Origin of the sequence: Archangium violaceum, from assembly GCF_016859125.1 — a bacterium.
In the GTDB taxonomy this organism is placed as follows: Bacteria; Myxococcota; Myxococcia; order Myxococcales; family Myxococcaceae; genus Archangium; species Archangium violaceum_A.
Genome location: NZ_CP069338.1, coordinates 12,467,942 through 12,480,153, shown reverse-complemented (window position 1 = coordinate 12,480,153; position 12,212 = coordinate 12,467,942). Strand labels below are relative to the sequence as shown.

Below are 12,212 nucleotides of genomic sequence, written 5' to 3'. Positions count from 1 at the left end.
GTGCGGACCCAGACCCCGCCGCCCCTGCCGCTGATGCGCATCATGGGCGGCAATGCCTTCCTGCTGTCCGTGCTCTACCTGCTGGTGGGCATCGTGGTGGAGGGCGCGCAGCGCCTGTGGCCCTCTGTCTTCCTTCAGCGACTCTCCCTGTCACTCGACTCGCTGCCGGCCCGGGCGCTGGAGCTGGTGGGGTTGATGCAGCCGCTGCGTGACGCCTACTACTCCGAACGCCTCTCCGTGTCCGCGGTGCGTCTCGTCTTTGGCGCCACCACCATCGTCATCATCTTCCTGCTCGCGGTGGTGGTGGGGGTGTTCATGGGCTCGCTGCGCAGCCTCCTGTTTCGCAAGGCCTCGCGGAGGTAGCCTTCCGCCCCGCGGGCCTCAGTGGCGGGCGCTCCGGGACTTGCGTACCCGGGGCGGCACGGGGGCCACCGCGACCGGTTCGTGGCCGGCGGCGCGGGCCATGAGGCAGATCTCCACCACCTTGGGTCCGAACCGCTCCCAGCGGCTCTCGCCCGTGCCCTTCACCGTGAGGAAGGACTCGCGATCGATGGGGAGGGCCGCGGCGAGCCCCCGCAGCGTCTCGTCGTTGAAGATGATGAAGGGCGGCACCTCGAGCTCGCGCGCGAGCTCCTTGCGCCAGCGGCGCAGCTCGGTGGCGGCCAGCTCGCTGTAGCCCTCGGGCCGTCCCGGTGCCAGCGTCGGCGTGGCGCGGGGCGCGGTGGAGGAGCGGGCCAGTCCCTCCAGGCGCCTCATCCGGCTCCCGGCGCACGTGTCGCAGTTGCCGCAGGTGGGCTCCACGTCCTGCTGTCCGAAGTACTGGAGGATGAAGGCCCGCCGGCAGCGCTTCGTGTAGGCGTAGTCCGTCATCCGCTTGAGGTGCAGCATGGAGCGCCGCTCCTGCTCGCGCACCTTGCTCAGGTCCACGCCCAGCTCGCGGAAGGGCACCTGCGACAGCGCGCGGATGGTTCGCCCCGAGAAGGGACGGCGCACCCGCAGCGCTCCGGCCCGCTCCAGCAGCTTCAACGCGTGCTGGATTTCATCGCCGGACAGCCCGGTGCGCCGCGCGAGGATGGGGAGCTCGGTGGTGGCGGAGCGCCCCACGGGGAACGTCTCCAACAGCGAGGCCAGCAGGCGCCGGGCATCCGGGGCATGGGGCTGGGTCGTGGAGGCCTTCTCCGTCAGGGTGATGCCGTACTCACCTTCGCCGCGGCTCCCGCGCTCCACCTTGCCCTCGCGCTCGAGGATGCGCAGCGCGGCGGAGATCTCGAACTCGCTGGCGCCCGCCTGGGCGGCCAGGACGTGCAGGCCCTTGTCGTACTCGGGCACGCTCCGCAGCACGTTCCACATGTCCGAGAGCACCGCCTCCGAGGGGTGGTTGCTCTCGATGAGCCGCTCCTGCGTGTAGACGTCCGCGTGGTTGAAGAGGAGCGCGGCGAAGGCCGGCCCCCTGTCGCGGCCCGCGCGGCCGATCTCCTGGTAGTACGCCTCCACCGCCTTGGGGATGTTGGCGTGGGCGACGAAGCGGATGTCCGGCTTGTCGATGCCCATGCCGAAGGCATTGGTGGCCACCGCCACCGCCTCCTTGGCGGACATGAACTCGTCCTGGGCGCGGCGCCGCGCGTCATCGTCCATCCCCGCGTGGTAGAGGATGGCGTTCACCCCCCGCTCGATCAGCGACGCGTGCGTGTTCTCCGCCGACTTACGGGTGGAGCAGTAGATGATGCCGCTGCCTCCCAGCGACGCCAGCCCCGCGCAGGCCCGGCGCTTGTCCTCGTCCCCGCCGACCTCGAACACCTCCAGGAAGAGGTTGGGCCGGTCGAAGCCCTCGGCGAACACCTGCGGATCCTTCATCAGCAGGGAGCGGATGATGTCGTCGCGCACCTCGGGGGTGGCCGTGGCGGTGAGGGCCACGGTGCGCGGCGGACGCAGGCGCTTGCGCACCTGGCCGAGCTGCGCGTAGTCCGGCCGGAAGTCATGGCCCCACTGGGAAATACAGTGGGCCTCGTCCACGGCGAGCAGCTCCACCCCCACCTGCGCCAGCGCGTCCAGGAAGCTGGGGCTGCGGAAGCGCTCGGGCGCCACGTAGATGAGCTTGTACTCGCCCGCCCGCATGCGGCGGAGGCGGTCCGCGCGCTCCATGTCCGACAGGGACGAGTTGATGAACGTGGCGGGGATGCCACGGCCGGTGAGCTGCTCCACCTGATCCTTCATCAGCGCGATGAGGGGGGAGATGACGAGCGTCACTCCGGACAGGAGCAGGGCGGGGAGCTGGTAGCACAGGCTCTTCCCCGCGCCCGTGGGCATCACCACCACGGTGTTGCGCCCACTCAACACGGAGCTGATGACCTGGGCCTGCCCCGGCCTGAACTCGGTCAGCCCGAAATGGCGGACCAGTCCCTCCTGGGCTTGCTCGAAGTAGGGCAGGGCCACCGGCATCCGTCGCATATTCACTGTTCCTTGTTGGCCGTCAACGACCCAGAGGCTCCTGCGTCCAGGTCCAGCCCGTCAGGTACGGGAACAGCCAGGCGCGCCCGCCATTCGGCCACCTCCCGGGCCAGCCGGGCTCCCAGCTCGGCATCCAGGCGGCCCTCCCGTACCACGTCTCCCTCCCGGGCTCCCGGGGGCAGGGTGGAGCGCGGCACCACGTACGCCTTGCCGCCGCCCACGGGCACCACCTGCGCCACCTCGTCCTCCATCACCTCCACCTGAACGGTCCCGCTCGTCCCGCCACATGCCGCTACACCCAATGCACCCAGCATCATCCACGCTCTCCCGCCATGCTCCATGAGCCTTTCGTCTCCCCGCCCAGCAGCGGCAATTCGCCCCGCTCGAGCAGCGAGGTGTACGTCCCGTCTCCCACCACCACGTGATCCAACACCTTGATGCCCAGCACCCGGCCCGCCTCGATGAGCTGCGCGGTGAGGCCCAGATCCTGCCCCGAGGGCTCCGGATCCCCCGACGGGTGGTTGTGGGCCAGCACGATGGCGGAGGCGCGCGAGGTGATGGCCGCGGCGAACACCTCTCGCGGATCCACCGGGCACGCGTTGATGGTGCCCTCGGCCACGCGGGCGTCGTGGAGCAGCACGTTGCGCGCGTTGAAGCACAGCACGTGGAAGACCTCGCGCCGCAGCGCGCTCAGGTTGGGCGCGAGGTACGTGTAGATCTCCCTCGGGGTGCGCAGGCGGGGCCGCCGCTCCGTGACGCGCTGGGCTCGGCGTCCCAGCTCCAGCGCCGCCATCACCTGTGCCGTGCGCACCGGCCCCATTCCGGGACGCGCGCAGAGCTCGCGCGGATCCTGCTGCACGAGTTGCTTGAGCCCCCCTCGCGTGGCGAGCAGCGCCTCCGCCAGGGCCTGTGAGCGCGAGCCCAGCACCACGGAAAGCAGCTCCGGGTCGGTGAGGGCCGCCGCCCCCAACCGGAAGAGACGCTCCCGGGGGCTCTGTGCCTCCGGAAGTTTCTCCCTCACCGACCCATCGCCCGCGGACTCCTCCCACCCCACCGTCGCCAACGCCGCCGTCCGTTCCATCCCGCCCTCCATCCGCGTTGCGTGACAAGAGCAACGCGCGTGCCGGAGGTGCTCCCCTCGGGAGCGTCAGGATTCACCGTCCCGTTGTGCGTGGATCAGCTCTCCACCGAGACGGGCCCATGAGAGGCCGCGGCGCTCCTCACATCCGTTCCGAAGCTCCTCTGTCTTTTCGAAAGCAAAAAGCAGCACGGGCTTCTCGACCCGATCAACGCAACGCATTTCCATACGGAGGAGCACACCATGCCTGTACCTGGTAACTGGACCTTGTTCTACGACTGGGGCTCCGATGGCTCCTACAGCACGACCTCGATGAGGGTGAATGCCAACGGGACCTTCACCACCGGTGGTGGCCTTGGCGGCCTATGGGTCCAGATCGCTGGAATGTTCATGTTCACGTTCAACAACACCGAGACGACCTACGCTGGCACCCTCGCGAGCAGGTCGATCACCGGCATCATGAGTACCTTCTCCGGGTTGAACGGCAGCTTCTACATGCTGCAGCAGGGCGTGCCGACCACGTTCACGGCCGCGCGGGTAGGCTCCAAGCCGAGTGAAACGGGACAGTGAGTGTCCTCGCTACGGCGGGCCTGTGCCGGGCCCGCCGTTGGCGCATGGAGCCAGGATCGGGGTCGGTGAGGCAACACTCCTCACCGACCCCTCTCACTCGGACTTCCCTCCGCACCTTCCTGCACGCCACCCGACACGCCCACTCGCCCTTCGTCCGCGCCGGGATGTGGAGCAACGCGCGTGCCGACCACTCCTGCCTCGGGATTTCCGGGCGGGACCGTCTCATTGTGTGCGGATCGACCCACCGCCGGGATGACGACGGCTGGCGGATCTCCCCGCGCGGTGTCACGTCAGGGATGCGCCTGGCCTCGGCGTCCGTCTGGCGCTCACGCTTCGCACGGGTCCGAGGCCCGGGGGGACCCCGCGCAATCGAGGAGGTACCGATGACCACCGATTCCGAGCAGACGAAGGAGCGCGCGTGGGGGCTCTATCCCTGGCATGGACAATCCGAGGCCGAGCGCCGGCTCGTCCATCCCGATGACCTCGAGCGCCTCACGCTCCTGTGGCCCTACTGCAAGGTCCTCCAGCGGCTCGGCGAGGCCCCGGAGCAGGGCTTCATCGTGCTGCGTTATGGCGAGAGCACCTTTCGCGTCCGGCCGGAGCTCTTCCAACCCGTTGCCCCGCCCGCCTTCGGATTCGGTGGCGAGGTGCGGCTGCGCAGGGATCGCGAGCGGACCGGCGTCATCGTCGCCATCCACTGGCACTACAAACAGGCCCGGCCCTTCTTCCTCATCCGCAGCGGACAGCGGCGAGTCGCCGGGCGCTACTGGGCCGAGGAGCTCCTGCCCCGGGGTTGAGCTCAGCCCTCGATGCGGTTGCCACCCTGGGCCTTGGCCCGGTACAGCCGCTCGTCCGCCACGCGCAGCAGGGTCTCCACGTCGGCGCCGTCCTGGGGCGCCACCGCGAGTCCCGCGCTGAAGGTGACGCGGAAGTGCTCGCCCTTGTCCCCCTCGAAGTCGGCCCGCGCCAGCTCCGCCGCCGTGCGCGCCAGGATGTCGCGAGCGCCCTCCGCCGGTGCGCCCATCAGCGCCACCACGAACTCCTCGCCGCCCCACCGGCACCGAAGATCCTCCTTGCGGAAGCGTGACGTCAGCAGCCGCCCCATCTGCATCAGCACGCGATCTCCCGCCAGGTGCCCGTGCGTGTCGTTCACCTTCTTGAAGCGGTCCACGTCCAGGAAGCCCAGCGACAGCGGCCTGCCCGTCCGTTGCGCCTCGGCCAGCCGCGCGCGCAGGCCCTCCAGGAAGGGACGGCGGAGCAGCAACCCCGTGAGGACATCGCGCTCGGCCCGCTCGCGCGCCAGCCGTGCCCGCTCCAACCGGGACTGCACGCGCGCTCGCAGCTCCTCGCGCATCACCGGCTTGGCCAGGTAGTCGTCCGCTCCCGCCTGGAAGGCCGCTACCCGGAACTCCACCCCCGTGTGCGCGGTGATGAAGAGGATGTGCAGGCCCTGCCACTCGGGCATGGAGCGCACGATGCGGCACAGGTCGAACCCGCTCGGCCCCGGCATCTCCACGTCCAGCAGCAGCAGATCCGGCCGTTGCTCGGCCAGCACGTCCACCAGACGGTAGGGATCTTCCAGTCCCACCACTTCCACCAGCTGGCTGGTCAGGGCCGCGCTCAGGGCGCGCACCGCTTCCGGATCATCGTCCAGCACCAGCACCCGTGAGCGCTCCGGGCGCCGCGCGGACACCATCCGCTCCACCCCCTCCGAGAGCTCCACCGCGGAGAACGGCCGTGGCAGGTAGAGCGACGCGCCGCGGTGGATCGCCGCGATGCGGTAGGTGACGTCCCCCCCGGCGCCGAAGAAGCCCAGGGGCAGCTCCCGCAGCTCCGGCTCGGCGCGCAGCCGCTCCGCCGCGGCGAAGCCTCCCTCCTTGCCTCCCAGGTGGCGTTGGAGACGAGGTTGGTGAGCACCTGGATGAGCCGATCCCTGTCCGCCCGCGCCGTGTCCGCCATGGCCTGCACGCCGCTGAAGGTGGTCTCGATGGCCTCGGAGACCTCCACCGGCTGCAGCTTCAGCTCCAGCTTGCCGGACTCCATCTTCTCCAGGTCGAGGATGTCGTTGATGAGGCGGATGAGGCGCTCGGTGTTGGTGCGGGCGATGCGCACCATGTCCTGGGCCGGAGGGGGCAGCTCGCCCAGGATGCCTCCCTCCAGCAGACCCAGCGAGCCGCGGATGGAGGTGAGGGGCGTGCGCAGCTCGTGGCTGACGGTGGAGACGAACTCGTTCTTCAGCCGCTCCACCTCCTTGCGCTCGGTGATGTCGCGCACGTAGGTGGTGAAGCGCGCGGGGCCGTCGCTGCGCACCCGGAGCAGGGTGAGCTCGGCGGGGAAGGTGCTGCCGTCGATGCGCAGGCAGGACAGCTCCAGGCGGGTGGCGTGGCCAGGCGTGGCATCGGCCCGGAGCGCGCGTCTCACCTTCTCGCGCTGCTCGGCCTTCACGGTGACGGCCAGCTCCAGGGACAGGAAGTCGCGGCCCAGTGCCTGTGCCCGCGGCAGCCGGAAGATGTGCTCCGCGGCGGGATTGAACTCCAGGATGCGGCCCCCCTCGTCCAGGGAGATGATGCCGTCGAGCGAGCTCTCCAGGATGGCGGCCTTGCGATCCTCGCTCTCGCGCAGCCCCGCGTTGGCGGTGGCGAAGGCCGAGGTGCGCTCCTCCACGCGCCGCTCCAGCTCCGCGTTGAGCGTGTCGAGCGCCGCCCCCGTGCGCGCCAGCCGCATCAGCACCATCAACACGAAGGCGACGAGCAGCAGTGAGAAGGCGAAGAGGATGATGCGGAAGCGCTCGGCGCGCGCCAGGGCTCCCTCGTAGAGCTGGAGGTAGGTGGTGATGAGGCGCTCGGCCTCGAGGCTGGCGGGGTGCTCCATCAGCCGCCGGAGCGTGGCGTCGGCTTCCCGCTCCTGGGTGAGGAGGGCCCGGGCACGAGTCTCCAGCTCCGCGCGCGGCGCCTCCAGCTCCGGTCTCCCGGCCGTCTGTTCGTGGAGGCGCGCCAGCAACAGCTCCTCGTCCACCAGCGCGCGGACATAGGCGTCCAGTACCGCGCCCAGGGTGCGCTGCTCCCGCTCCGGCAGCAGGCTCGGGAAGGCGCGCAGCTCCGCCGCCCTCAGGCGCAGCTCGGCCACCTTCTCCGGCGAGGAGCCCTGGGCCTGGGGCAGTCCCAGGTGGGTCCGGAGGGTGTCCTGCTCCAGCTCGGCGCTCTTGACGCGCAGCTGGCGCAGCCGGGTCCGGTAGCTGTCATGCTCGGCGGCCCTCATGGGGCGGCCCAGCGCGAAGAGCACGCAGAGGAGCACGAGCGCCCCCGCGGCGAGCACCACCGAGCGTTTCGAGAGAAGGGTCTTCACGCGTCCTCAGGTGGGCGGCAGCAGCCGCTTGATTTCGGCGGGCAGGGTCATGGGATCGAACGGCTTGCCGATGACGCCCACGGCGCCCAGCTCCAGGTAGCGTGCCACCTCCTGCTTCTGGATATTCGCCGTCATGAAGATGACGGGCGTCTTCGCGGTGGACTCCTGGGCGCGCAGCTGCCCGAGCGTGGTGGGCCCGTCCATGCCCGGCATCATCACGTCCAGGAGGATGAGGTCCGGCTGCTCGGTGGCGGCCTTGGTGAGGGCCTCGGCTCCCGACGCGGCGAGCACCGTCTGCCAGCCTCCCACGCGGCTGAGGCTCAGATGGCCGATGGTCCGGATGTCGTCCTCATCATCCACGAGCAGCACCTTGCGAATCGTCATGGGTCCTCCTGAGCCGGCGAGGGGACTGCGGGGCACTCGGGCAGCTCCACCCATGAGGCCAGGTCCGCGAGCAGCTGGCGCTCCTCGGCGCTGAAGTCGCGTGCCCGGCGATCGAGCAGGCAGGGCGTCCCCACGGGACTGCCGTCGAGGGCGTGGTGGGGCTGGCCCGCGTAGAGGCGCACGTGGGGCTCGCCGGTGACGAGCGGGTTGTCGGCGAAGCGCCGGTCCTCGAGCGCGTCCGGCACCACGAAGGTATGCGGGGTGAGGATGGCGTGACCGCAGAAGGAGATGCCGCGCGCGGTGGAGGAGGCGTCCAGGCCGAGCCGCGCCTTGAACCACTGCCGCGACTCGTCCACCAGCGTCACCAGGGTGATGGGGACGTGGAACATCCGCGCGGCCATCCGGACGATGCGGTCGAAGCGCTCCTCGGCTGGGGTGTCCAGCAGGCCCAGACTCCGGAGGGCCTGGAGACGCCGTGGCTCATCCGGCGGCAGGGGGGCGGAATCATGAGGGGCTCGAACGGAGGCGGGCGGACGCCGAGTGCTAGCGCATCCGAGCCGGTATTGGCGAGGTCTCCCAGGCGGGCACGGGTCACCCCGGCGGGCCCCCATGCCGCCGAGCGGGGAGGGGCTCGGGCCCGGGTGGGGGTGCCCGCCCGTCAGAACCGCGACAGCGCGAGGAAGGTCTTCATCCTCGCGTTCGTCTCGCGCAGACGCACCGACAGGGTGCGCACGAAGGACCACAGCAGCACATAGGCCAGGTCCTTGTCCGTGAACATCAGGTGATCCAGTTGCTCGCGTTCGATGACCCACAGGGTACACGCGGTGTGGGCGAAGGCATCGGCCGAGCGGGGAATGTCCTCGATGACGGACATTTCCCCGAAATATTGGCCCTTTTCCAGGATGGCGAGCGCTTCCTCGCCCATGCCGGGCACCTGCTGGGAGATGCGCACCTTGCCTTCCAGGATGATGAACATTTCCTGGCCGGTATCTCCCTCATGGAACAGGCAGGCGCCCGCCTCGTAGCCCCGGGGACGGGCGATTGACGCCACCCGGTGGAGCTGACTCTGGGTGAGTCCCTCGAAGAGCGCAACCTTCTTGAGGATCGAGGCATCCATGTGGCGCCAGTTCGTACCACGACCCGAGGGGCTCTGGTACGGTGACACCCCACATTCGAGATTACAGAGGAGTGACGACCCGTGGCGGAGAAGATCAACAAGGTGACCATCATCGGCTCGGGGCCCGCGGGTTACACCGCGGCCATCTACGCCGCGCGTGCCAACCTGGAGCCGGTCATGTTCTCCGGCGGTCCCACGCTGGATGACCCGCAGCGCGTGCCCGGCGGCCAGCTCATGGTCACCACCGACGTGGAGAACTACCCCGGCTTCCCCGAGGCGGTGACCGGTCCGGAGCTGATGGAGCGCTTCCAGAAGCAGGCCGAGCGCTTCGGTACCGTCATCCACATGGAGAACGTGGTGAAGTTGGACCTCTCCAAGCGCCCCTTCTTCATCCAGGGCGAGAGCGTGAGCTGCTACTCGGAGACGATCATCATCGCCACGGGGGCGAGCGCGAAGTGGCTGGGCGTGAAGGGCGAGGACCAGTTCAAGAACCGCGGCGTGTCCGCCTGCGCCACGTGCGACGGCGCCTTCTTCAAGAACCAGGACGTGCTGGTGGTGGGTGGCGGTGATACCGCCATGGAGGAGGCCACCTACCTGGCGAAGATCGTCAAGAGCGTCACCGTGGTGCACCGGCGCGACTCTCTGCGCGCCTCGAAGGTGATGCAGGAGCGGGCCCTGAAGAACCCGAAGATCTCCTTCCTGTGGGACAGCGCCATCGACGAGGTGGTGGGTGACCAGAAGGGCATGACGGGCGCGGTGGTGCGCAACCTGAAGACGAACGACACCCGGCTGGTGGCGGCCACGGGCCTGTTCGTGGCCATCGGCCACACGCCCAACACGGCCCTGTTCCAGGGCGTGCTGGAGACGCACCAGGGTGGCTACCTGAAGACGGTGCCGGGCAGCACCCGCACCAACATCGAGGGCGTGTTCGCCTGCGGCGACGTGCAGGACAGCTACTACAGGCAGGCCATCACCGCGGCGGGCACGGGCTGCATGGCGGCCATCGACGCCGAGCGCTGGCTCATCGAGCACGGCGAGTAGGCCCCCCGGCACAGGTTCTTGGAGACCCTGGACACACCATGAGCACGAAGCGGAAGACGGTGGCGGTACACGCGGGCGCGCAACTGACGGGCAGCAGGTCCCAGCCGGTGGTGCCGCCCATCCACGTGTCGGCGGTGAGCTTCTTCGACAACAGCGACGAGCTGGACGCGGCGCTGGATGGCAAGGACTACGTCTACTCGCGCATCGCGGCGCCCAATGCCGCGCTGCTCGAGGAGGCGGTGGCGGCGCTGGAGGGCGCGGAGGCCTGCGTGGCCTACGCGAGCGGTATGGCCGCGCTCCGGGCCGTCTTCGACGTGCTGAATCTCAAACAGGGCGACGTGGTGGTGATGCCGGCGGACGGCTACGGCGTCACCCGGTCGCTCTTCAAGAACCTGGCCGCGCGGATCGGGGCGCGCATCGAGGCGCTCATCCTCTCGGACGCCTCGGCGCCCGAGCGCATCGTCGCGCTGCGTCCCAAGCTGGTCATGGCCGAGAGCGTCACCAACCCGCTGCTGCGCGTGCCGGACATCCGGGCGCTGTCACGGGCGTGCCGGGAGGTGGGCGCGGCGCTCGCGGTGGATGCCACCTTCCCCTCGCCGTACGGGCAGCGCGCGTGCGAGCTGGGGGCGGACTACGCCATCCAGTCCACGACGAAGTGGCTCAACGGGCACAGCGACGCGCTGGGCGGCACGGTGAGCGGCAGCCGCGAGAAGATGGCGGCGCTGCGGGCCGCGCGTCTGCTCGGTGGTGACGTGCTGGGGCCCTTCGAGGCGTGGCTCACGCTGCGCGGGGTGCGCACGTTGCCGGTGCGCATGAAGGCCCACTGCGAGCACGCCCTGCACGTGGCGAAGCGGCTCTCCGAGTCACCGCTCGTCGCGCGCGTCCACTACCCGGGCCTGCCGGAGCACCCGGACCACGCGGTGGCGGAGCAGGTGCTGGAGGGCGGCTTCGGCGGCATGGTGGCCTTCGACATCAAGGACGCGAGCCGGCCGGACTGCTTCCGCTTCCTGGAGAAGGTGAAGCTGGCGCGGGCGGCGCCGTCGCTCGGAGACGTGTGCACGCTGGTGATGCACGCGGCCAGCGCCAGCGCGCGCCGCATGACGCCCGAGGAGCGGCAGGCCGCCGGCATCGGCGAGAGCCTCATCCGCGTCTCGGTGGGCCTGGAAGACCCGGATGACATCGCGGACGATCTGCTCGCCGCGGTGTCGGAGGCGATGAAGCGGTGAAGATGGTGGACGTGGGAGGGAAGGAGAAGACCGAGCGCGTGGCGGTGGCCACCGCTCGGCTGCGCATGCTCCCGGCGACGCTCGAGCGCATCCTCCAGGGGAAGGTGGAGAAGGGGGACGTGTTGGCCGCCGCTCGCCTCGCGGGCGTGATGGCGGCCAAGCGCACGCCGGACATCGTCCCGCTGTGCCACCCCATCGCGCTGTCCGGGGTGGAGGTGCATCTCCAGCCGCTGGAGGACGCACTGGAGATCCGCGTGACGGTGCGGACGGTGGACCGCACGGGCGTGGAGATGGAGGCGCTCACCGCGGCGTGCGCGTCGGCCCTCACGGTCTACGACATGTGCAAGAGCGTGGACCGGGGCATGGTGATGGAGAACGTGCAGCTGGACCACAAGTCCGGCGGCCGCTCCGGCACGTGGGACCGCGCGAGCGAGGCCGGGAAGCCGGCCGGGAAACGGCCGGCGACCCGCTCCCGGCGCAAGACCGCTCGTCCGGCCCGGCGTTAGTTTCGCGCGCTCACCGCGCCCGCCCACCGCTACCGGAACCCCGCGTCCTGCGAATCCGTTCCGTACGATGGGGGTGGCATGAGCCCGGAGCCGCCGAACCCCGCGTCCGTCGAGCCGAAGGGCGAGGGGAAGGTTGGCATCGCGCCGGATCCTCCGGTGCCGGCGTCCATTCCGGTGTCATAGGGAGACGGCTGCGTGGTGGGGACGCTCCCAGGGGGAGGGGAGATCCCCGGCGTCGTCTGGGGGACGCCCGGTGTGGTGGTGGGGGCGCCAGTGGTGGGGTCGAACTGCGCATTGGCGACCGCCAGCGTCAGCATCGAGGCGCCAACCACGGCGCCAGCCAGCATGAGTCGTGTCTTCAGGGTGAGGACCACGTTCCACCTCCTGCCAGGTTCATGGCGTCACGAAAGTGGCCATGTAGGTGCTTTCTGTGCAGCGAGCCCCGCCCCCCCTGTCCGGGGGGGCGGCGTGCAACCGCAAACCCTTGAAATAACTCG

At 70.0% G+C, this 12,212-nt stretch carries 15 protein-coding genes; 6 read left to right on the top strand and 9 right to left on the bottom strand.

Annotated elements, in window-relative coordinates:
• Entirely contained in the window at window positions 1-363 is a 363-nt protein-coding gene (locus tag JQX13_RS52740; RefSeq protein WP_430384140.1) for a hypothetical protein, read from the top strand.
• Window positions 364-381: 18 nt separating this feature from the next.
• On the opposite strand, the gene JQX13_RS52735 is transcribed toward JQX13_RS52740, so the two are convergent.
• From JQX13_RS52735 to radC, 3 genes are read right to left on the bottom strand one after another with little or no spacing between them, the layout of a single operon-like run.
• Window positions 382-2,448, bottom strand: coding sequence for a RecQ family ATP-dependent DNA helicase (locus JQX13_RS52735; protein ID WP_203406901.1), 2,067 nt, complete (start codon window positions 2,446-2,448; stop codon window positions 382-384).
• Between the two features lie 2 nt (window positions 2,449-2,450).
• Window positions 2,451-2,765, bottom strand: a complete 315-nt coding sequence (locus JQX13_RS52730) for a DUF3006 domain-containing protein (RefSeq protein ID WP_203406900.1) — start codon at window positions 2,763-2,765, stop codon at window positions 2,451-2,453.
• Window positions 2,762-3,529, bottom strand: coding sequence for a RadC family protein (radC, locus tag JQX13_RS52725; protein ID WP_203406899.1), 768 nt, complete (start codon window positions 3,527-3,529; stop codon window positions 2,762-2,764). The genes JQX13_RS52730 and radC overlap by 4 nt, the downstream gene beginning before the upstream one ends.
• A gap of 240 nt (window positions 3,530-3,769) precedes the next feature.
• Between radC and JQX13_RS52720 the strand changes: the two genes are divergently transcribed.
• Window positions 3,770-4,096, top strand: coding sequence for a hypothetical protein (locus JQX13_RS52720; protein WP_203406898.1), 327 nt, complete (start codon window positions 3,770-3,772; stop codon window positions 4,094-4,096).
• A 383-nt stretch (window positions 4,097-4,479) separates the two neighbouring features.
• Entirely contained in the window at window positions 4,480-4,893 is a 414-nt protein-coding gene (locus JQX13_RS52715; RefSeq protein WP_203406897.1) for a DUF6960 family protein, read from the top strand.
• A 2-nt stretch (window positions 4,894-4,895) separates the two neighbouring features.
• On the opposite strand, the gene JQX13_RS56765 is transcribed toward JQX13_RS52715, so the two are convergent.
• The 5 genes from JQX13_RS56765 to JQX13_RS52695 all read right to left on the bottom strand — a co-directional run bounded on the left by JQX13_RS56765 (window position 4,896) and on the right by JQX13_RS52695 (window position 8,942).
• Window positions 4,896-5,792: a GGDEF domain-containing response regulator gene (locus JQX13_RS56765; RefSeq protein ID WP_430384139.1), complete on the bottom strand. Its 897-nt coding sequence runs from the start codon at window positions 5,790-5,792 to the stop codon at window positions 4,896-4,898.
• Window positions 5,717-7,441, bottom strand: coding sequence for a histidine kinase dimerization/phospho-acceptor domain-containing protein (locus tag JQX13_RS55200; RefSeq protein ID WP_430384138.1), 1,725 nt, complete (start codon window positions 7,439-7,441; stop codon window positions 5,717-5,719). The genes JQX13_RS56765 and JQX13_RS55200 overlap by 76 nt, the downstream gene beginning before the upstream one ends.
• A 6-nt stretch (window positions 7,442-7,447) precedes the next feature.
• On the bottom strand, window positions 7,448-7,825 hold the full coding sequence (locus tag JQX13_RS52705) for a response regulator (RefSeq protein WP_203406896.1): 378 nt from the start codon (window positions 7,823-7,825) through the stop codon (window positions 7,448-7,450).
• Window positions 7,822-8,214 (bottom strand): GAF domain-containing protein, encoded by a 393-nt coding sequence (locus tag JQX13_RS55195; RefSeq protein WP_239014406.1) that lies wholly within the window; start codon window positions 8,212-8,214, stop codon window positions 7,822-7,824. Before JQX13_RS55195 ends, JQX13_RS52705 begins: the two co-directional genes overlap by 4 nt.
• Before the next feature lie 269 nt (window positions 8,215-8,483).
• Window positions 8,484-8,942 carry a cyclic nucleotide-binding domain-containing protein gene (locus tag JQX13_RS52695; protein WP_203406895.1) on the bottom strand — a complete coding sequence of 153 codons (459 nt, stop codon included), beginning with the start codon at window positions 8,940-8,942 and terminating at the stop codon, window positions 8,484-8,486.
• An 81-nt stretch (window positions 8,943-9,023) separates the two neighbouring features.
• Here JQX13_RS52695 and trxB point away from each other — a divergent pair, with 81 nt between their 5' ends.
• The 3 genes from trxB to moaC are packed head-to-tail and all read left to right on the top strand — an operon-like array spanning window position 9,024 to window position 11,715.
• Entirely contained in the window at window positions 9,024-9,983 is a 960-nt protein-coding gene (trxB, locus tag JQX13_RS52690) for a thioredoxin-disulfide reductase (protein WP_203406894.1), read from the top strand.
• A gap of 38 nt (window positions 9,984-10,021) precedes the next feature.
• Window positions 10,022-11,209, top strand: coding sequence for a trans-sulfuration enzyme family protein (locus tag JQX13_RS52685; RefSeq protein ID WP_203406893.1), 1,188 nt, complete (start codon window positions 10,022-10,024; stop codon window positions 11,207-11,209).
• The gene (gene moaC, locus JQX13_RS52680) at window positions 11,206-11,715 is read left to right on the top strand and encodes a cyclic pyranopterin monophosphate synthase MoaC (protein WP_203406892.1); all 510 of its coding nucleotides are present in this window, start codon (window positions 11,206-11,208) and stop codon (window positions 11,713-11,715) included. The genes JQX13_RS52685 and moaC overlap by 4 nt, the downstream gene beginning before the upstream one ends.
• Window positions 11,716-11,744: 29 nt before the next feature.
• On the opposite strand, the gene JQX13_RS52675 is transcribed toward moaC, so the two are convergent.
• On the bottom strand, window positions 11,745-12,089 hold the full coding sequence (locus JQX13_RS52675; RefSeq protein WP_203406891.1) for a hypothetical protein: 345 nt from the start codon (window positions 12,087-12,089) through the stop codon (window positions 11,745-11,747).
• Window positions 12,090-12,212 lie beyond the last annotated feature (123 nt).

What these genes read in the sequence shown, in the direction of transcription:
- JQX13_RS55195 (WP_239014406.1), bottom strand. Translation starts at nt 8,214, where the DNA reads ATGTTCCACGTCCCCATCACCCTGGTGACGCTGGTGGACGAGTCGCGG.
- JQX13_RS52720 (WP_203406898.1), top strand. Translation starts at nt 3,770, where the DNA reads ATGCCTGTACCTGGTAACTGGACCTTGTTCTACGACTGGGGCTCCGAT.
- JQX13_RS56765 (WP_430384139.1), bottom strand. Translation starts at nt 5,792, where the DNA reads ATGGTGTCCGCGCGGCGCCCGGAGCGCTCACGGGTGCTGGTGCTGGAC.
- JQX13_RS52735 (WP_203406901.1), bottom strand. Translation starts at nt 2,448, where the DNA reads ATGCGACGGATGCCGGTGGCCCTGCCCTACTTCGAGCAAGCCCAGGAG.
- JQX13_RS52695 (WP_203406895.1), bottom strand. Translation starts at nt 8,942, where the DNA reads ATGGATGCCTCGATCCTCAAGAAGGTTGCGCTCTTCGAGGGACTCACC.
- JQX13_RS52715 (WP_203406897.1), top strand. Translation starts at nt 4,480, where the DNA reads ATGACCACCGATTCCGAGCAGACGAAGGAGCGCGCGTGGGGGCTCTAT.
- JQX13_RS52705 (WP_203406896.1), bottom strand. Translation starts at nt 7,825, where the DNA reads ATGACGATTCGCAAGGTGCTGCTCGTGGATGATGAGGACGACATCCGG.
- JQX13_RS52685 (WP_203406893.1), top strand. Translation starts at nt 10,022, where the DNA reads ATGAGCACGAAGCGGAAGACGGTGGCGGTACACGCGGGCGCGCAACTG.
- radC (WP_203406899.1), bottom strand. Translation starts at nt 3,529, where the DNA reads ATGGAACGGACGGCGGCGTTGGCGACGGTGGGGTGGGAGGAGTCCGCG.
- JQX13_RS52730 (WP_203406900.1), bottom strand. Translation starts at nt 2,765, where the DNA reads ATGATGCTGGGTGCATTGGGTGTAGCGGCATGTGGCGGGACGAGCGGG.